Here is a 17,830-nt window from a genome sequence, read left to right as displayed (position 1 = left end):
GTCAGATCAACCGCAGCTCGCGCGCCCGCCGGACGGCGTCCCGCCGGCGGGTCGCGTCGAGCTTGCGGTATATGTTGCGCACGTGCGTCTTGACGGTGTTCACCGACAGCGACAGCTCGGCGGCGATCTCCACGTTGGACAGGATGCTCTGCAGGTAGCGCAGGATGGTCAGCTCCCGCTCGGTGAGCGGCTCGTCCAGCCCGCGCGCCGGACCGTCCGCCGTCCCGGCGACCGGCTGCGCGTCCGCGCCCCGGACCAGCTCGCTCACCGTCGCCCAGTACGCGGTGCCGGAGTCCAGGTGCACGGCCAGCAGGTCCCGTACCCCCGGGTCCGCCCGGGTGAAGACGCGCCGGAAGCCGTCCGGCTCGGCGAGCGCCAGCACCTCCTCCAGCACCCGCCCGGCCCGCCGGGCGTCCCCGGCCTCGCCGGCCAGCGCCGCGTCGAGCAGCCCGGCGCTCAGCCGTACCGGCAACGGCCAGTCCGCCGCGCCGGGGCCGGCCCAGTCGGGCAGCGCCCGTTCGGCCGCGCGGGCGTCACCGGCGCGCAGCAGCAACCGGGCGGACGCCAGCGCCGGCGCGGGCCCGTCGCCGGTGGCGTCGAGCAGCGCCCGGGCGCCGTCGGTATCGCCCGCTGCCACGCGCACCTGGGCTTCCTCGGCGGCCAGCCACCCGCCCAGCTCCGGGCCGGGCGCGACCGCCCGCGCCCCGGCGAGCGTGCGCAGCGCGCCGCCCGGGTCGTCGCCGTCGGCCAGCAGCCCGGCCCGGCAGAGCGCGACCAGCGCCGCGCCCCCCGGCTCCGCGGCGGCCGGACCGGCCAGCGCCAGGTGGGCCACCGCCTCCGCCGGCCGGTCCCGGTGCCAGGCCACGAGCGCCAGCGCCAGGTACGCGTAGCCGCAGTCCGACCGGGCCGACCAGCCCTGGCAGGCCGGCATCGCCAGCGCCTCCCCGGCGAGTTCCTCGGCCGCCCGCAACGCGCCCCGGGCCGCCTCCAGCGCCGCCGAGCGGCTGACGCAGAGCAACTCGGTCCGCGGCCGGCCGGCCCGCCGTGCCGCCTCCCGCGCCTCGGCGAACCGGGTACGGGCCACCGGCAGCTCCCCCTCGGCCAGCGCGACCAGCCCGTGCGCGGCGCCCGCCACCGCGCGTACGTCGTCGCGCTCGGCCGACCCGGCACGCGGATCGGCGGCGGCGTCGGCGGCCGGGCCGGAAGCGGTGGCGAGCAGGCGGTCGGCGGCCTCGCGTACCCCCTCGTGGTTCCCGCCGAGCCGGGCCAGACTCAACTCCACGGCGGCGGCCAGCCTGCGGAACCGGTCGCGGCGCGGCGCGGGCAGGTCGTCGGCGTGGGCCAGCGCGCGCCGCAGCTGCCCGTCGGCGGCGGCCGGATCACCGGCGTACGCCCGCTCCGCCGCGGCGGCCAGCGCCAGCTCGGGATCGCGGCGGACCGCGTCCGCCGGCGGCTCGGGCGGGGCCGCCACGGTCGTCGGCTCGTCCGGTGCCAGCTCCGGCCAGCGGCTGACCAGCAGCTCGGTGGCGGCGGTCCACTGACCGGCGGTCAGCGCGTGCCGCACCGCCTCGGCCGGCCGGTCGTGGGCGGCGTGCCAGTCCGCCGCCCGCCGGTGCAGCTCGCGCACCTCGTCGGCGGGCAGCCGGCCCAGTTCGTCCCGCAGCACGTCGGCCAGGAGCGGATGCGGCCGGTACCACTGCGGGTTGCCGCCGTCCTGGTGGAGGAAGCCGCCGTCGCGGGCCGCCTCGGCGAGCACCTGCCCGGCGTCGGCCCGGCCGGTCAGCACGGCGGCGAGGTCGGCGCGGACCGCGACGGCCACCGCCACGCGGCGCAGGACGTCGCGGGTCGCCGGGCCCAGCGGCGCGAGCACCTCGTCCCGCAGGTACGCGGCGACGTCCGGCTGGTCACCGCCGAACCGGTCCACCGCGCGGGCCGGGTCGGTCCCGTCGGCCAGCGCGAGCGCGGCGAACCGCAGCCCGGCCGGCCAGCCGGCGGTGCGCTCGGCCAGCCGGGACACCGCCGGGGCGGGCACCGGCACGCCGTGTGCGACCAGCAGGTCGGCGACCTCGTCGGTGGTGAACGCCAGCTCGTCCGGGCCGATCAGGGTCAGCTCGCCGGCCAGCCGCCAGCGGTGCAGCGCCAGCGGCGGCTCGCGCCGCGCGCCGGCCACCAGCCGCAGTCGCCCGTCGGCGTGCCGGAGCAGGAACTCCAGCCCGGACAGGGCCGCCGGGTCGGTGACCCGGTGCAGGTCGTCGAGGACCAGCAGCACCGGCCGTTCCCGTCCGGCCAGCGCGGCGGCGAGCGACTCCAGCTGCTCGGGCCGGGGCGGGCCGTCCGTCAGGGGCGGAGGCGCATCGTCCGGGTCCTCGGCGGCGGCCGTACGCAGGGCCGCCGCCAGATAGCCCCAGAACCGCCGGGTCGTGTCGCCCTCGCCCACAGTCACCCAGGCCGGTGCCGGGCCGTCCCGCTCCGCCCGCGCCCAGGCGGACAACACGGTCGTCTTGCCCCAGCCGGCCGGCGCGAGCACGAGCGTCACCGGCCCGCTCGCGCCCCGCTCCACCCGCTCCACGAGCCGGGGCCGCAGCAGACCCGGCTCGGGTGGCGCCGGTGGCGTCAAGCGGGACGCCAGCAGCGGCGGGCCGCCCGGCAGCGCACCACCGGCCAGGTCGGGTGAATCGATGCCGGCGGTACGCAGATCGGGCGTACCGGTGATCTCCCTGGTGTCGTGCGGCGCGGCCACGAATCGGACCTGGTCGGCCTCCTCCGGCATGCATCCCTCCCCCTGTCGACGCGGGCAGCGGTTACCCGGACCGGGCCGGTTCACCCCTTCCGGGCGAACCCGGCTCACCCGGCCCCGGCCCACCCTGGAGGCACGCGGGCGGCCGGCCGGGCAGCGCCGGCCGCCCGAGGCCGGGACCTTCGGGAGGTCAGGTGGCGCGGATCAGACGGCTGACGGCCGGCGCGCTGGCGCTGGCGTCCGGCGGGGCGCGGAGGCTGGCCGACCGCCTGCCGCAGCGGGCCGCAACGGATCCACGGCCGGGACGGTGGCAGAAGGTGACGGTGGCCGCCGCGCCCGAGCGGGTGCTCCCGGCCGGACGGTGGCCCGAGCCGCTGCGTCGTCTCGACGGGGCGGTCGAGGCGTGGGCCCGCCCGGCACCCGGCGGTCGCGGCACCGAGCTGGCGATCCGTCCGCTGGGCGGGGAGTGCACGCTGCCGGGGTTCGCCGCGCACCTGGTCGGCGACGATCCGGGCCGGTACCTGCGCCACGTGCTGCGGCAGACCAAGCAGCTTCTGGAGACCGGCGAGGTGCTGCGCGCGGACCGCCCGCCGATGGACCGGCCGGGGCCGGTGCGATGAGGGCGCTGTGCTGGGCCGGAGCCGACGCGGTGGAGGTGCGCCGCGTCCCGGACCCGGAGCTGCGCAACGCCCAGGACATGATCGTGCGGGTGCGGCGGAGCACGACCTGCGGCGCGGACCTGCCGCTCCTGGGCGGGCGGGTGCCCGAGGCGTCCGCCGGGGAGGTGCTCGGACGCGAGTTCCTCGGCGAGGTGGTCGAGGTCGGCCCGGAGGTACGCCGGCACCGGGTCGCCGACCGGGTGGTGGTGGGCGCCGCGGTGGCCTGCGGGTCGTGCTGGTTCTGCCGGCAGGGGCTGCTCGCCTGCTGCGACAACGGCACGAGCGGCGTGACCGCCGAGCCGGAGTGGGGCCAGCCGTCAGCGGGCGGTTTCGGCCGCCCGGCCCGGCTGGGCGGGTTCGCCGGTGGCCACGCCGAGTTCGTCCGGGTGCCGTACGCGGACGTGGGCGCGTTCGCCGTACCGGAGTCGGTGAGCGACGACCGGGCGGTGTTCGCCGCCGACGCCGCGCCGGCCGGCTGGTACGGCGCCGAGCTGGGCGAGGTCGCCCCGGGTGACGTGGTGGCGGTGTGGGGCGCGGGCGCGGTCGGCCAGCTCACCGCCGGGGCGGCGGTGGCCCGGGGCGCGGACCGGGTGATCGTGGTCGACGACCGGGACGACCGGCTGCGCATGGTCGCCCGGCACGCCGGGGTGGAGGCGCTCAACCACAGGTACGTGGACGTGCTCGCCGAGCTGCGTGAGCGCAGCGGCGGCCGGGGCCCGGACGTGTGCGTCGACGCCTCCGGGACGCCGGCCGAGCCGAGCCGATGGCCGCTGACCGATACGGACGGCGGAACGGCGCTGCGCGAGGCGGTGCACGCGTGCCGCAAGGGCGGCGTCGTGGTGGTGCTCGACGCCCGGCCCGGTGTGGTGGACCGGTTCCCGCTCGGCGCGCTCGCGGACAAGGGCCTCGCCGTCCGCGCCGCCCGGCGGCGGGGCGCGACAGCCATCCCGGAGCTGCTGGCGCGGATGGCCCGCGACGAGCTGGTCACCGAGCATCTGGCCACGCACCGGATGCCGCTGGAGCGCGGCGCTGACGGGTACGCGTTGTTCCGCGACCGGGCCGACGGCTGCGTCCGGGTGGTCTTCACGCCGTGAAGGTGAGCGCCGTGGATGGCACACTCGGCGGATGCGCGCAGACCGTCCGTACGACCTCGTCCTGTTCGGCGCCACCGGCTTCACCGGCGGGCTGACCGCCGAGTACCTGGCCCGGCACGCGCCGGAGCGGCTGCGCTGGGCGCTGGCCGGGCGTAACCCGGACAAGCTGGCCGCCGTGCGGGAGCGGCTCGCCGCGATCGACCCGGCCCTGGCCGAGCTGCCCCTGCTCACCGCCGACGTGACCGACCCGGCGTCGCTGCGGGCGGTGGCCGAGTGCGCCCGGGTGGTGGCCACCACCGTCGGCCCGTACGTGCACCACGGCGAGCCGCTGGTCGCCGCGTGCGCCGCGGCCGGCACCGACTACCTCGACATCACCGGCGAGCCGGAGTTCGTCGACCGGATGTACGTGCGGCACCACGCCGAGGCGGTACGCACCGGGGCACGCCTGGTGCACGCCTGCGGCTTCGACTCGATCCCGCATGACCTGGGCGTCTGGTACACGGTCAAGCAACTGCCGGCGGACGGGCCGATCGCCGTGGACGGCTACGTGCGGGCCGGTGGCCGGTTCTCCGCCGGGACGTACCACTCGGCGCTCACCGCGTTCTCCCGTACCGGTGAGACGAGCCGGGCGGCGCGGGCCCGGCGGGCGATGGAGCCGAAGCCCGACGGGCGCCGGGTCCGCGCGGTGCCGGGCAAGGTCGGCCGGGTACGCGAGTTCGGCCAGTGGGCGGTGCCGCTGCCCACCATCGACCCGCAGGTGGTCCGCCGGTCCGCGGCGGCCCGCCCGGAGTACGGCCCGGACTTCCGCTACCGGCACTTCGCGGCCATGAAGCGGCTGCCCACGGTGCTTGTCGCCGGTGTCGGGCTGGCCGGTGTGATGGGGCTGGTGAAGGTGGCGCCGACGCGGCGCTGGCTGCTCGGGCGGCTCGCCTCCGGGCAGGGGCCGACCGCCGAGCAGCGGGCGAAGTCGTGGTTCCGGGTGCGGTTCGTGGGCACCGGCGGCGGCCGTCGGGTGGTGACCGAGGTGGCCGGCGGCGACCCGGGATACGACGAGACCGCCAAGATGCTCGCCGAGTCGGCGCTGTGCCTGGCCTTCGACGACCTGCCGGAGACCGCCGGGCAGGTCACGCCGGTCGCGGCGATGGGTGACGCGCTGCTGGACCGGCTGGTCCGCGCGGGCATCACGTTCCGCACGCTGCCGGCGTGAGGTTGACCCTCGACCCGGTCGAGGTCACAGGATGACGGCCGTGGAGAGCGAGCTTCGCAGCATCGGCGAACTGGCCCGGGCCAGCGGCTTGACGGTCAGCGCGTTGCGGTTCTACGACCGTTCCGGCGTGCTGCCCCCGGCCCGGGTGGACCCGGTGACCGGCTACCGCTGGTACACCGAGGAGCAGGTGGCCCCGGCCCGGCTGGTGGCCGGGCTGCGCCGGGTGGGGATGCCGCTGACCGGCATCGCCGAGGCGCTGCGGCACCGGCACCGGCCGGCCGAGGTGCACCGGCTGCTGGACGCGCACCTGCGCCGCCTGGAGGACGGCCTGGCCGACGCGCGTCGTGAGCTCTCCCGGATCCGCAGCCTGATCGACCCGGAGGAGACCACTGTGACCACCCGCCTCGTACTGTCCCGCATCGACCTCGCCGCCGCCGTGGACGCCGTACGCTTCGCCGTCGGCGCCGACCCCGAGCTGCCGGTCCTGTCCGGCGTGCTGCTGGAGGTCGCCCCCGACGGGGTGCACCTGTTCGCCACCGACCGGTTCCGGCTCGCCGTGGCCCGGGTCGGCGCCACTGTCGACGGCCCGCCGGTGAGCGTGCTGCTGCCGGTGGCCGCCGTCGACGAGCTGCGGACGCTGCTGTCCGGCCGCGACGGCTCGCTGTCCGGCCTCGACGGCTCGGACGTCGCCGAGGTCGTCGTCTCTCCCGGCCAGGTGACTGTCACGGTGGCGGGCCGGCCGCTGACCGCCGTCCCGCTGCCGTACGACTTCCCGGACTACCGGCGGCTGCTGCGGGCGCAGCTCGGCGACGCGCCCGCGTACCGGATCCCGTTCGACGGCGCGGCGCTGCGCGCGGCGCTCACCGCCGACGGCGTACCCGTCTGCCGCCGGGCGCACGAGGGCGTCGAGCACGAGGTGGTGGCGCTCGGCCTGGACGGCCGCGGCGAGCTGCGCCTGGTCGACCCGAACGGCGCGGGCGGCACGGACGGTGCGGACGGTGCGGGTGCGCTTCGGGTGGCGGTGAATCGGGAGTACCTGCTGGACGCGCTGGGGTCCGGCGACGGCCAGCTCGTGCTGGAACTGGACGGCCCGATCACGCCCCTGGCCGTGCGGCGGGCCGACGACGCGGACGCCTTCTCGGTGCTGATGCCGGTACGCCTCTGACGCTCAGCGTTCGCCGGCCTTTTCTCCCCCACGCCCCAGCGGCAGGCATTCGTGACAGTGCGTGACATCACTGCTGCCCCCGCTGCTTCACCCCGCGCGGACTTTGCTCTGCAGCCATCGGCGCGACGCTGACGCTCCGTCGAACGCCGCGTCGGTGGCTGCAGAGCAAAGTCGCCCGAGGGGCAAACCCGCCCGAGAGCGGATCCATGAGATTGACCAGGTCAGCGCGACCACGAGCGGACGTGGGGCCACGCACGCCCCATAGCGCCGTTACGCACTGTGAGCACACCCGATCGACAGCATCACCACCACGCACCGTCACCGGAACGGGCCTCGCGGCGGCGGGCTGCGCGGGCCGGGCCGGGGCGGCGGGGGCGCGACGGTAGCATCTGGAGGTCCCACCTGACTGCCTGGACGGAGGCGTACGAGCAGCATGCTCGACATGGAGTTGATCCGGAAGGATCGCGAGGCGGTGGCGACCGCGCTGGCGAAGCGTCTGGATCCCGCCGAGGTCACCCGGGCGCTGGACGACATCCAGCGGCTCGACCAGGAACGACGCGCCCTGATCACGGAGATCGACGCCGAGCGGCAGCGCCGCAAGGCCGAGGCGCGCGCGTACGCGGAGGCGAAACGGTCCGGCGGCACGCCGCAGCCGGTCGCCCCGGAGGCCGAGCGCAAGCAGCTCGCGGAGCTGGAGTCCCAGCTAGACGAGGTGCAGTCCCGGCTCCGCTCGGCGATGAGCGAGCTGCCGAACCTGCCCGCCGACGACGTGGTCGCCGGGGGCAAGGAGGCCAACCGGGTGGTGCGGACGTTCGGCGAGGCGCCCGCCATCGAGAAGGTACGCGACCACGTGGAGCTGAGCCGCGCGCTCGGCCTGGTCGACCACGAGCGGGGCGTGAAGCTCGGCGGCTCGGGCTTCTGGATGTACACCGGTATGGGCGCCCGGCTGGAGTGGGCGCTGGTGAACTGGCTGATCGAGCAGAACATCCAGGCCGGCTACGAGTTCCTGCTCCCGCCGCACCTGCTGCTGGAGAGCGCCGGTTTCGCGGCCGGGCAGTTCCCGAAGTTCCACGACGACGTCTACCACATCGACAAGCAGTCGTCCTCGCGCGGCCAGTTCCTGCTGCCCACGGCGGAGACGGCGATCCTCGGCGCGTACCAGGACGAGATCCTGGAGACGCCGAAGCTGCCGTTGAAGGCGTTCGCGTACACGCCCTGCTACCGCCGTGAGGCGGCCGGTTCGCACTCCGACGAGCGCGGCACGGTGCGCGGCCACCAGTTCAACAAGGTGGAGATCTTCCAGTTCACGCTGCCGGAGCAGGCGGGCGAGGCGCTGGAGGCGATGGTCGGGCACGTCGAGGGCCTGGTCGGCAAGCTCGGTCTGCACTTCCAGACCAGCCTGCTCGCCGCCAGTGACGCCAGCGCCTCGATGAAGAAGACGCTCGACGTCGAGGTCTGGATGCCGAGCACCGGCAAGTACAAGGAGGTGTCGTCGGTCTCCTGGGCCGGTGACTACCAGGCCCGCCGGGCGGCGATCCGTTACCGCGAGCCGGGCGCGAAGCAGACCCGTTTCGTGCACACGCTCAACGGCTCGGCGCTCGCCACCAGCCGCCTGTTCCCGGCCATCCTGGAGCAGCACCAGCAGCCCGACGGCTCGGTGGTGGTCCCGGAGGTCCTGCGCGACAAGCTCGGCACCGACCGCCTCACCCCGCGCTGACCCGCTCCCCCGCCGCCGTCCCCGCCCCTTCCCCGCGATCTTGCACTTCCGGCCCGCGAGAAGTCCGCTTCACCCCTTCCGCCCGGGCCCCAACTGCAAGATCGCGGGAGAGGGAGCGGGGACGGCGGCGGGTGAGGGGCAGGGCGGCCAGGAGCAGGGTTGCGAGGACGGCGGCGAGCGCGGCGGGGCCTAGGGTGTCGACGGCCTTCACCACGGTCTGCTGGACCTCGGCGGCGGCGCGGATCACCGGGTCGGTGAAGGCGTCGTACCGGCCCTCGGCGAGGCGCACCTCGTACCAGCCGTACCAGGCGACGTAACCGCCCGCGGCCACGAGCACCAGGCCGCTCAGGCGCGGCGCCCACGCGCCCGCGCCGCGCAGTCGCGCCACGACCCGGCCGCGCAGCAGCGCCACGGCGAGCGCGGCCACCCCGACCACGAGCGCCATCCCCAGCGCGTACGCCACGAACAGCGCCAGCCCGCGCAGCGGCGACCCGGCCCGTAGGCTGGTCACCACGATCGCCAGGAACGGCGCGATCGCGCAGCTCAGCGACGTGAGCGCGTACGCCGCGCCGAACAGCACCATGGACGGCCAGGTGCGGGTGAGCCGGGGCGCGGCGCGCAGCGGGCGCGGGGCGGGCAGTCGCCGTCCGGCGAGCAGCCAGCACCCGGCCAGCGTCAGCAGCACGCCGAGCGTCACTGTGAGCCACGGCAGCCGGGGGCGCAGCCAGTCCGCGGCCGGCGCCACGGCCAGCCCGAACGCGCCGAACACCAGCACGTACCCGAGGGTGAGCGCGGCCGTCGCGGTCAGCGCGCGGCCGACCGCGCCGCGCCCGTCGGCCACCAGCAGCGACAGGTACGCGGGCAGCATCGCGAAGCCGCACGGGTTGACCGCGCCGAGCATGCCCGCGGTCAGGGCGAGCAGCAGCGCGCCGGTCATCCCCGGGCCAGCGTCTCGACCTGCCGGGTGAGCGCCTCACCGTCCAGGAATCCCTGGTGGACGACCCGGCCGGTCCGGTCCAGGACGACGAATGTGCTCTGCTCGGTCACCTTGAACCGGCGCCACAGCGCGCCGTTGCGGTCGTCGATCTGGGTCGTGCCGGCCAGGTCGAACTCGGTGACGAAGTCCTTCATCGCCTTCTGCTCGCCGAGTCCGGCGACGCCGACGATCGGGACCGTGTCCCGGTAGGTGGGGGCGATCTCGGCCACCGTCCACGCCTGGCTGGCGCAGGTGGCGCACCAGGGCGCCCAGAACCACAGCAGCACCGGCCGCCCGGCCAGGTCGGCGGCGGAGAACGCCGTACCGTCGAGGGTCTTGCCGGTGAACGACAGCGTGGCCGGCACCGCGGCCGGTGGCGCGGACGTCGGCCCGCCCGGCGTCACGGCCGGGGACGCGGCGTCCGACGACGCGGCGGCCGGGGCCGCGGGGGGCACCGCGCCGGCCTCAGGTCCGGCCGCGCAGGCCGTTGCGGCGGCGAGCGTGGCGGCCAGTACGGCGGCGGCGGTGAGACGGCTGGCGGCGCGCGGTGGCATCGGCGGCTCCTGGAGTGGTCGCTACTCGGCCCGGACCAGCCGGAGCGCGAGTTCGGGACAGACCTTTACCGCCTTGAGCGCGCCCTCGCGCAGCCACGTCGGCACCGGGGTGGGCGGGAACGCCGGGTATCCGTTGCCGTCGAGCCGGATGAAGTCCGGCACCACGTGCGCGCAGAGCCCGTGCCCGTCGCAGCGGGACCAGTCCAGCGTGAGCTTCTGCGGGTTGGCGTCGGGCGCGCCGGGCAGGCCCATCGTGCCCTTGACCCGCTTGCCGCAGCCCTCGCCGGTGGCGTGCAGCCGCAGGTCGTCGGCGAACACCTCCATGGCGGACAGCGCGAACCGGGCGGTGCCGTCCGGGTGGCTGCACGCGCCGCGTCCCTTGACGTCGCCGGCCGCGGCCCGGACCAGCTCGACCGGGGCGCTGCCGGAGACCGCGAGGTCGACCGAGCGGGCCAGGTCGGGCAGGCCCATCTTGCACGGGCCGCACTGCCCGGCGGACTCGCCGGCCAGGTACCGCACGACCTGGGCGGCCTCGCCGAGCGGGCAGGTGTCGGCGCCGAGCGGCACGATGATGCCGGCGCCGAGCGTGCCGCCCACTGCGGTGAGCCCCTTGCGGGACACCTCGGCCCGGTCCGCCGCCGCCGCGGTGATCCACTTTCCGTGGTAGCCGCCCATCAGGATGCCGGGGCCGGGCGGGACCTCGCACAGGTCGAGGATCTCGCGCAGCGGGGTGCCCGCGGCGCACTCCACCACGGCGGGCCGCTTCGCCGACCCGGTGACGGTGAGCAGCACGGTGCCGGGCTCGTCGTCGGTGCCGAGCGCGGCGTACTCGTACGGGCCGATGCGGGCGGCGACGGCGAGCTGGGAGTACGTCTCGGCGTTCGACAGCAGGGTGGGCAGCCCGCCGACGCCGGAGTCGCTGGAGCGCTTCTTGGTGCCGGGCGGGATGTGCGGCAGGCCGTTGATGCCGTTGACGAGCGCGCCGCCCTCGCCGGAGATGAACCGGTGCGGCACCGTGACGATCGTGGTGGGCACCGGCATCCGGCGTTCCTTCAACGCCTCGGCCAGCGAGGGCCGGCCCACGTCGTCGTCGGCGACGCCGATGACGATCTCCTCCGCGTCCAGCGCGAACGCGGCCAGCGCGGCGCCGTCCAGGATCAGGTGCGGGGCGCGGGTGAGCAGCACCTTGTCCTTCCAGCTCGCCGGTTCCCCCTCGGTGGCGTTGACGACCACCACGGCGGAGAGGTCCTGCCGCTCGCAGGACTCCAGCACCGCGCGCAGCTTGCGGGCGAACGGGAAGCCCGCGCCGCCCTTGCCCTTGAGGTCGATCGCCTCGGCGAGCCGCAGCAGCGCCGCCGGTTCCATCGGGCCGATCGGGCCGTGCACCTCCTCGTGGGCGAGCAGGTCGAGCCGGCCGAACTCGGCGAAGCCGGCGGTCAGGCGGGGCTCGCCGACGCAGGCGACCGGCGGGACGGTCCGCGTCACCGGGCCTCACCCCGCAGCCCGGCCCAGTACGCCCCGTCGACCGCGTCCGCGTCGGCCCGCTTGCGACGGCCGGACCGGCTGTCCTTGCCGGCCCGCATGGCGCGGCGGGAGGCGAGGTCGACGAGCGTCGGGGTGTCGTCCACGAACGCCTCGTCGGCGTCGTAGCGGGCCGGTGGGCGCCAGTAGTCCGGCTCCTCCGGCACGTCCTCCTCGTCCCGGTAGCGCCGGCCGGACCCGCTGAGCGGCTCCGCCGACATGGGGGTGCCGGAGATCGGTCCGGCCGAGATCGGCTTACCGGAGACCGGGCGGGTCTCCCAGCGGCGCGGGCTGTCCCACGGCTCCTCCGGCTCGCTGCCGGCGCGCGGCGGCGCGGAGTAGCGGGCCACCTCGGCCGGGGTGGCGTAGCGGCTGCTGTCCGGCGGGGCGGAGTGGCGGCCCCCGGTGTCCGGGGGCGCGGAGTGGCGGCCACCGCTCTCCGGCGGCGCCGAGTAGCGGGCGGCGACGTCCTCGTCGGCCCGGGAGCGGCGACCGGCCCGTTCCTCGTCCAGCCGGGACCGGCGGCTCACCCGCTCCTCGTCGGTCCGGGACCGGCGGGCCGCCGGCTCCTCGCCGGACCGGCGACGACGGCGGGACCGTTCGCCGTCGGACCGGCGTGCCGGCACCAGTTCCTCGTCCCGGTCGAGGAGGACCGGCTCGCGCTCCTCCTCGCGTACCCGGACGGTGACCCGTTCGGCGTCGCGCCGCCGGGCGGCGGTCGCGCGGACCGGTTCGCGCAGCGACCCGGGTTCCGGCACCACGGGTACGGCGAACCGCTCGGGGTCGCGCCGCCGGGCGGTGCCGGCCGGCGCGGTCCAGGTGGCGGTGGCCTCGGCCCAGCGGCCCCGGCCGGCACCGCTGTCCTCCTTGGCGGTGGCCTTCTTGCGGGTGAGCACGGCGAACACGCCGGTTCGCTCCTCGGCCTTGCCGGCCATGGCCTTGTTGAGCGCGGCGGCCTGGTGCTGTTCCCGGCTGCGCTTGCCCAGGTGGACGGAGAGCCGCACCATCAGCGCCAGCACCACGGCCAGCACGCAGGCGAGGTAGCTGAGCAGCACCCAGGTCGCCGCGGGCCGGCCGGCGTTGAGGCCGTGCACCAGCGCGAACGGCCAGGACACGTACGCCATCGAGTGCAGTGCCCGCCAGAACCACTTGGGACCGACTCCGGCGAACCGGACCCGGACGATTCCGGTCCAGAGCACGCCCACCATCAGCAACGCGGCGACGGTGCCGAGCCCGACGTAGAGGCCGGTGCCGCCGATGAACGGCACCACCGCGTCGGTGGGGCCGGCCCGGCCGATCGCCACCTTGGTGATGACGTGGAAGACCAGTCCGGCCACGCCGAGCACGCCGGTGGCGCGGTGCGCCGACTGGAGCAGCACGCGGTGCCGGATGAGCAGCACCAGGCGGTCGGTGGCGAGCAGGCCCAGCATCACGGTGATGCTGAGCGCGACCAGGGCGACCACCCCGGCGAAGAACTCGGTGAAGAAGAATCCGTACGAGTACATGAGCCCGCCGGCGCCGGCCAGCTCCACTCCGGCCCACGCGAGGCCGAGCGCGGAAGCGGTCAGCGCCGCGATCGCGGACTTCGACATGGTCCGGACACCACGGCTGCTGGTGGTGGTCCGGACGGTCGTCGTCTTCTCGTTCTGCTGTGCCCGGGCCATCTGCTCCTCGATCGTCTCGCGGCGGCGCCCCCACCGGCCGACCCTGCTCCCCACTCAGGTACGGAGCGAGGGCGCGGACGGATCACCTCCGGTGGCGAATTTCTCGGCCGGTTTTTCGAACCGTCCGCAGCGGACGCGCGTGTAGCGCGTGACGCAACGACGAATGCGCATGCGTTGACAGTCCTTGCAACATTCTCGTAACCTTGCCGCAAAATTTCAGCGCAGGTTGCAAGAAGCCAGCACTGAGACAGGCTCCACTCCCCCGTACCCCCGTACCCGCAGGAGTCCTGATGCATCGACGCCGATTCCGCGCCGCGGCGCTCGCCCTGGGCCTGGCCGCGAGCCTGCTCGTCCCGATCACGGCGGCGGCTCCCCCGGCCACCGCCGCCACCCCGGGCGCCAAAAAGGTCATCGTCCAGCTCTTCGAGTGGAACTGGACCTCGGTGGCCGCCGAGTGCACCAGCACGCTGGGCCCGAAGGGCTACGGCTACGTGCAGGTGTCCCCGCCCCAGGAGCACGTCAACAGCAACCAGTGGTGGGTGTCCTACCAGCCGGTCAGCTACCGGATCGAGTCCCGCAAGGGCACCCGCGCGCAGTTCCAGTCCATGGTGAACACGTGCCACGCGGCGGGCGTGAAGGTGATCGTCGACGCCGTGGTCAACCACATGTCCGGCCAGGAGAACGGCGGCACCGGCTGGGCCGGCTCGTCGTACGGCCACTACAACTACCCCGGCGTCTACTCGGCGCAGGACTTCCACTACTGCGGGCGCAACGGCAACAACGACATCGCCAACTACAACGACCGGTACGAGGTGCAGAACTGCGAGCTGGTCAACCTCGCCGACCTCAAGACCGAGTCGGAGTACGTGCGCGGCCGGCTCGCCGCGTACCTCAACGACCTGCTCTCCCTCGGCGTCGACGGTTTCCGGCTGGACGGCAGCAAGCACATGCCGGCCGCCGACATCGCCGCGATCAAGGCCAAGCTGAACCGCAGCGCGTACCTGGTGCAGGAGGTCATCTACGGCGCTGGCGAGCCGATCCAGCCGACCGAGTACACCGGCAACGGTGACGTGCACGAGTTCCGGTACGGCAAGGACCTGGCCCGGATGTTCAACAACGAGCGCCTCGCGTACCTGAGGAACTTCGGCGAGTCCTGGGGCTACCTGTCGAGCGCGAAGGCGGTGGTCTTCACCGACAACCACGACACCCAGCGCGAGGGCGGCGTGCTCACCTACCGCGACCGCGGCACGTACGCGCTGGCGAACGCGTTCATGCTGGCCTGGCCGTACGGCACCCCGGCGGTGATGTCGAGCTTCACCTACAGCGGCCGGGACCAGGGCCCGCCCGCCGACGGCAGCAACCGGATCACCAACGTCACCTGCTACTCGGGCTGGGAGTGCGAGCACCGCTGGCCGGTCATCGCCAACATGGTCGGCTTCCGCAACGCCACCGAGGGCGCCGGGGTCTCCAACTGGTACGACAACGGCTACCAGCACATCGCGTTCAGCCGTACCGGCAAGGGCTACCTGACGATCAACGACGAGGGCAGCGCGGTGAACGGGCGCTCGTACTACACCGGGCTGCCGGCGGGCCGCTACTGCGACGTCGTCCACGGCACGTTCAGCAACGGCTCGTGCAGCGGTCCGGTGATCACGGTGGACTCGTCCGGCTGGTTCGCCGCGAACGTCCCCGCGCACGACGCGATCGCCATCCACATCGGCGCGAAGCTGAGCTGAGCCACCCGGGCCACGAAGCCCCCGTACCCGTAGTACCGGGTACGGGGGCTTCCGGTCAGTTACAGTCAGTTTCGTGCTGTTCGACCGGTTTGCCACACGTCGGCCTCCCGGCTGGCTGATCGCCGCGCTCGCCGTACCGCTGCTGCTCGTCACCGCGCTGCTGGTCGGCCGCGCGCTCACCGTCACGCCCGCGCAGCCGTCCGCGCCGGCCGCCGCCGCGCCTTCGGCCACGACCGCCGCGCCGAGCCCGTCGCCGTACGAGTCGGTGCCGCCCGCCGCGCCCCCGCCGGACGACCTGCCGGTGGTCACCTACGATCCGGCGCCGCGCGGCTTCCCGCCCGACCCGGATCCGGCCGACACCCGCCCGCTGAGCGAAGGGCTGCGCCCGAACCGGAACGTGGCCGCGTACGACGCGCCGGGCGGCCGTCCGCTGGCCTTCCTCGCGCCGACCATCAACGGCGTACGGCTCACCGTGCCGATCGTCGAACGCCGCTCCGGCTGGACCGCCGTGCTGCTCCCGTCGGCCAACCGCACCATCGCCTGGCTGCCCTCGGGCGGCTGGACCACCGTGGCGTTGCGCGACCAGATCGTGGTGGAACGGCGCACCCACCGGCTCACCTGGAGCCGGGACGGGCGCGCGATGCGCACCTGGCCGGTCAGCCTCGGCATGTCCGGCCAGCTCACGCCGCTGGGGCGTACGTTCGTGCTGGGCCGCACCCCGCCCCCGGAAGCCGTCTACGGCGGCGTCGACATCTTCGCCCTCGGCGCGATCCCCGACGACCCGGACGCGGTGCCGACCGGCCTGCGGGGCGCCCACATCGGACTGCACAGCTGGTACAACGACGACACGCTCGGCAAGAACGTCACGAACGGCTGCATCCGGCTGACCCGCAGCGCCCAGCGCCTGCTGCTGACCGAGGTCGAGCCGGGCACCGCCTTCGTGGTGGTCGACCGCCTGCCCTGACCGGGCTCAGCCCGGCAGCCGGCCGTCGGCCCGGATCCGCTCAGGCCGTCGCGCCGCCGTCGACAGCGATCGACGCGCCGGTGATGTGCCGTCCGCCGACGCCCACCAGGTGACTGACAGTCGCCGCCACGTCTTCCGGATCGGCGTACCGGCCGAGGGCGATGTGCGACCGCTGCCCGTCCGCGCCCGCGCTGTCCGCCGGGTTCATGTCGGTGTCGGTCGAGCCGGGCAGGATCAGGTTGACGGTGATCCCACGCGGACCGAGTTCGCGGGCGAGCGCCCGGGTCAGCCCGTTCACGGCGCTCTTGGTCATCGCGTACGCGCTCACCCCCGGTGCCGGGACACGGCTGGCGAAGCTGCTGCCGATGTTGACGATCCGCCCACCCGCACCCATGTGGCGTACCGCCGCCTGGGTGGCGAGGTAGACCCCGCGCACGTTCACCGCGATCGCCCGGTCCAGGGCGTCGAGGCTGACCGACTCGATCGGCCCACCCGCGAACACCCCGGCGTTGTTGACCAGGATGTCCAACCGCCCCAACTCGGCGACGGTCCGCTCCACGGCACCGACGACGGCCGTCGCGTCGGTACTGTCCGCTTTGATCGCCAGGCCGGTCCGGCCGTACGCCTCGATCTCGGCCACCACGGACTTCGCGCTGTCCTCCGCGGTGCGGTAGGTGAACGCGACGTGGATGCCGTCCTCGGCCAGCCGACGCGCGACGGCAGCGCCGATACCCCGGCTCCCGCCCGTCACCAGGGCGACCCTGTCGGCAAGTCTGACCGTCATGCCGTCATCCTGACAGTCGACTCAGGACGCTGATCATCCGGGTCGCCGTCCATTTCCTGTCCGTTCGATCAGACAGGATTGCCGGCACCCAGTCCGGGTACGCGCGGGCCGTCCAGCGGCGGAACGGGGAGACTAGACATGAGCGCACCGACGGGACGGGTCGACACGATCGTGCTCATCCACGGGCTCTGGATGACCTCGCGGAGCTGGGAGCACTGGGCGCAGCGGTACGCCGCGCGCGGCTTCCAGGTGCTCACGCCCGCCTGGCCCGGCATGGACCGCGAGGTGGAGGAGCTGCGGGCCGACCCGGCGCCGATCGCCGCGCAGCGCATCGCCGACATCGCCGAGCACTACGCGGCGATCATCAGGGACCTGCCGCGCCCGCCGATCATCATGGGCCACTCGTTCGGCGGCCTGATCGCCCAGTTGCTGCTGGACCGGCGCCTCGGCGCCGCCGTGGTCGCCGTGCACCCCGCGCCGGTACGGGGTGTGCTCAAGCTGCCGCCCAGCACGCTGCGCTCCGGGTTCTCCATCCTGCACAACCCGGCGAACCGGCACCGCGCCGTGCCGTTCACGCCGGAGGACTTCCGGTACGCCTTCGGCAACACCATCAGCCAGCAGGAGTCCGACGCGGCCTGGGAGCGGTACGCCGTGCCCGGCGCCGGGCACGTGCTGTTCGAGGCGGCGTTCGCCAACCTGGACCCGAAATCGGCCACCGAGATCGACAAGAAGCGCAGCGACCGCGCCCCGCTTCTCATCACCGCGGGCGGCGAGGACCACGTGGTGCCCGCAACCCTGGCCAGCTCGATCGCCAACCTCTACCGGAGTTCGACGGCGCTCACCGGCTACCGGGAGTTCCCCGGCCGGTCGCACTTCGTCGGCGGCGAACCGGGCTGGGAGGAGGAGGCGGACTTCGCGCTGGAGTGGGCGGTCGAGGCGGCGAACGAGTTCTCCCCGACAGTGGTCGCCGAGGCCCCTCGACGGCGCTGACCCACGGGTATATCAAGATCAGCACAAATTGATATCATCACCTCGTTCGAGTGCTCGGACGA

General features: G+C 74.8%; 14 protein-coding genes. 8 read left to right on the top strand and 6 right to left on the bottom strand.

The window, feature by feature from the left end:
• Position 1: 1 nt before the first annotated feature.
• On the bottom strand, positions 2 to 2,770 hold the full coding sequence (locus tag AMK25_RS27445) for a helix-turn-helix transcriptional regulator (RefSeq protein WP_073831272.1): 2,769 nt from the start codon (positions 2,768 to 2,770) through the stop codon (positions 2 to 4).
• A gap of 161 nt (positions 2,771 to 2,931) precedes the next feature.
• Here AMK25_RS27445 and AMK25_RS27440 point away from each other — a divergent pair, with 161 nt between their 5' ends.
• The 5 genes from AMK25_RS27440 to serS all read left to right on the top strand — a co-directional run bounded on the left by AMK25_RS27440 (position 2,932) and on the right by serS (position 8,579).
• A complete protein-coding gene (locus tag AMK25_RS27440) occupies positions 2,932 to 3,357 on the top strand; it encodes a hypothetical protein (protein ID WP_073831271.1) in 426 nt (141 codons plus the stop codon).
• Positions 3,354 to 4,490 carry an alcohol dehydrogenase catalytic domain-containing protein gene (locus tag AMK25_RS27435; RefSeq protein ID WP_073831270.1) on the top strand — a complete coding sequence of 379 codons (1,137 nt, stop codon included), beginning with the start codon at positions 3,354 to 3,356 and terminating at the stop codon, positions 4,488 to 4,490. Before AMK25_RS27440 ends, AMK25_RS27435 begins: the two co-directional genes overlap by 4 nt.
• A 31-nt stretch (positions 4,491 to 4,521) precedes the next feature.
• Positions 4,522 to 5,697: a saccharopine dehydrogenase family protein gene (locus AMK25_RS27430; protein ID WP_073831269.1), complete on the top strand. Its 1,176-nt coding sequence runs from the start codon at positions 4,522 to 4,524 to the stop codon at positions 5,695 to 5,697.
• A gap of 31 nt (positions 5,698 to 5,728) precedes the next feature.
• Positions 5,729 to 6,862 (top strand): DNA polymerase III subunit beta family protein, encoded by a 1,134-nt coding sequence (locus AMK25_RS27425; RefSeq protein ID WP_073831268.1) that lies wholly within the window; start codon positions 5,729 to 5,731, stop codon positions 6,860 to 6,862.
• Positions 6,863 to 7,295: 433 nt separating this feature from the next.
• Entirely contained in the window at positions 7,296 to 8,579 is a 1,284-nt protein-coding gene (serS, locus tag AMK25_RS27420) for a serine--tRNA ligase (RefSeq protein WP_073831267.1), read from the top strand.
• Here the strand turns inward: serS and AMK25_RS27415 are convergent.
• The 4 genes from AMK25_RS27415 to AMK25_RS27400 are packed head-to-tail and all read right to left on the bottom strand — an operon-like array spanning position 8,566 to position 13,348.
• Positions 8,566 to 9,516, bottom strand: a complete 951-nt coding sequence (locus AMK25_RS27415) for a cytochrome c biogenesis CcdA family protein (RefSeq protein WP_073831266.1) — start codon at positions 9,514 to 9,516, stop codon at positions 8,566 to 8,568. The two genes, serS and AMK25_RS27415, sit on opposite strands and share 14 nt — an antisense overlap.
• Positions 9,513 to 10,109 carry a TlpA family protein disulfide reductase gene (locus AMK25_RS27410; protein ID WP_073831265.1) on the bottom strand — a complete coding sequence of 199 codons (597 nt, stop codon included), beginning with the start codon at positions 10,107 to 10,109 and terminating at the stop codon, positions 9,513 to 9,515. Before AMK25_RS27410 ends, AMK25_RS27415 begins: the two co-directional genes overlap by 4 nt.
• A gap of 21 nt (positions 10,110 to 10,130) precedes the next feature.
• The gene (locus AMK25_RS27405) at positions 10,131 to 11,594 is read right to left on the bottom strand and encodes an NADH-quinone oxidoreductase subunit NuoF family protein (RefSeq protein WP_073831264.1); all 1,464 of its coding nucleotides are present in this window, start codon (positions 11,592 to 11,594) and stop codon (positions 10,131 to 10,133) included.
• Entirely contained in the window at positions 11,591 to 13,348 is a 1,758-nt protein-coding gene (locus AMK25_RS27400; RefSeq protein ID WP_241826508.1) for a hypothetical protein, read from the bottom strand. Before AMK25_RS27400 ends, AMK25_RS27405 begins: the two co-directional genes overlap by 4 nt.
• A 236-nt stretch (positions 13,349 to 13,584) precedes the next feature.
• On the opposite strand from AMK25_RS27400, the gene AMK25_RS27395 reads away from it, so the two are divergent.
• Positions 13,585 to 15,030 (top strand): alpha-amylase, encoded by a 1,446-nt coding sequence (locus AMK25_RS27395; protein ID WP_073831262.1) that lies wholly within the window; start codon positions 13,585 to 13,587, stop codon positions 15,028 to 15,030.
• A 73-nt stretch (positions 15,031 to 15,103) separates the two neighbouring features.
• On the top strand, positions 15,104 to 15,994 hold the full coding sequence (locus AMK25_RS27390; protein WP_073831261.1) for a L,D-transpeptidase: 891 nt from the start codon (positions 15,104 to 15,106) through the stop codon (positions 15,992 to 15,994).
• 40 nt (positions 15,995 to 16,034) lie between these two features.
• Here the strand turns inward: AMK25_RS27390 and AMK25_RS27385 are convergent, their stop codons facing one another.
• A complete protein-coding gene (locus AMK25_RS27385) occupies positions 16,035 to 16,778 on the bottom strand; it encodes an SDR family NAD(P)-dependent oxidoreductase (protein WP_073831260.1) in 744 nt (247 codons plus the stop codon).
• A gap of 138 nt (positions 16,779 to 16,916) precedes the next feature.
• Between AMK25_RS27385 and AMK25_RS27380 the strand changes: the two genes are divergently transcribed.
• Positions 16,917 to 17,768, top strand: coding sequence for an alpha/beta hydrolase (locus AMK25_RS27380; protein WP_073831259.1), 852 nt, complete (start codon positions 16,917 to 16,919; stop codon positions 17,766 to 17,768).
• The last annotated feature ends 62 nt before the right edge of the window (positions 17,769 to 17,830 follow it).

Source organism: Micromonospora sp. TSRI0369 (genome assembly GCF_001905625.1).
Taxonomy (GTDB): Bacteria; Actinomycetota; Actinomycetes; order Mycobacteriales; family Micromonosporaceae; genus Micromonospora; species Micromonospora echinospora_A.
The sequence above is the reverse complement of the archived record's forward strand: the minus strand, read 5'-3'. Positions and strand labels throughout refer to the sequence as shown.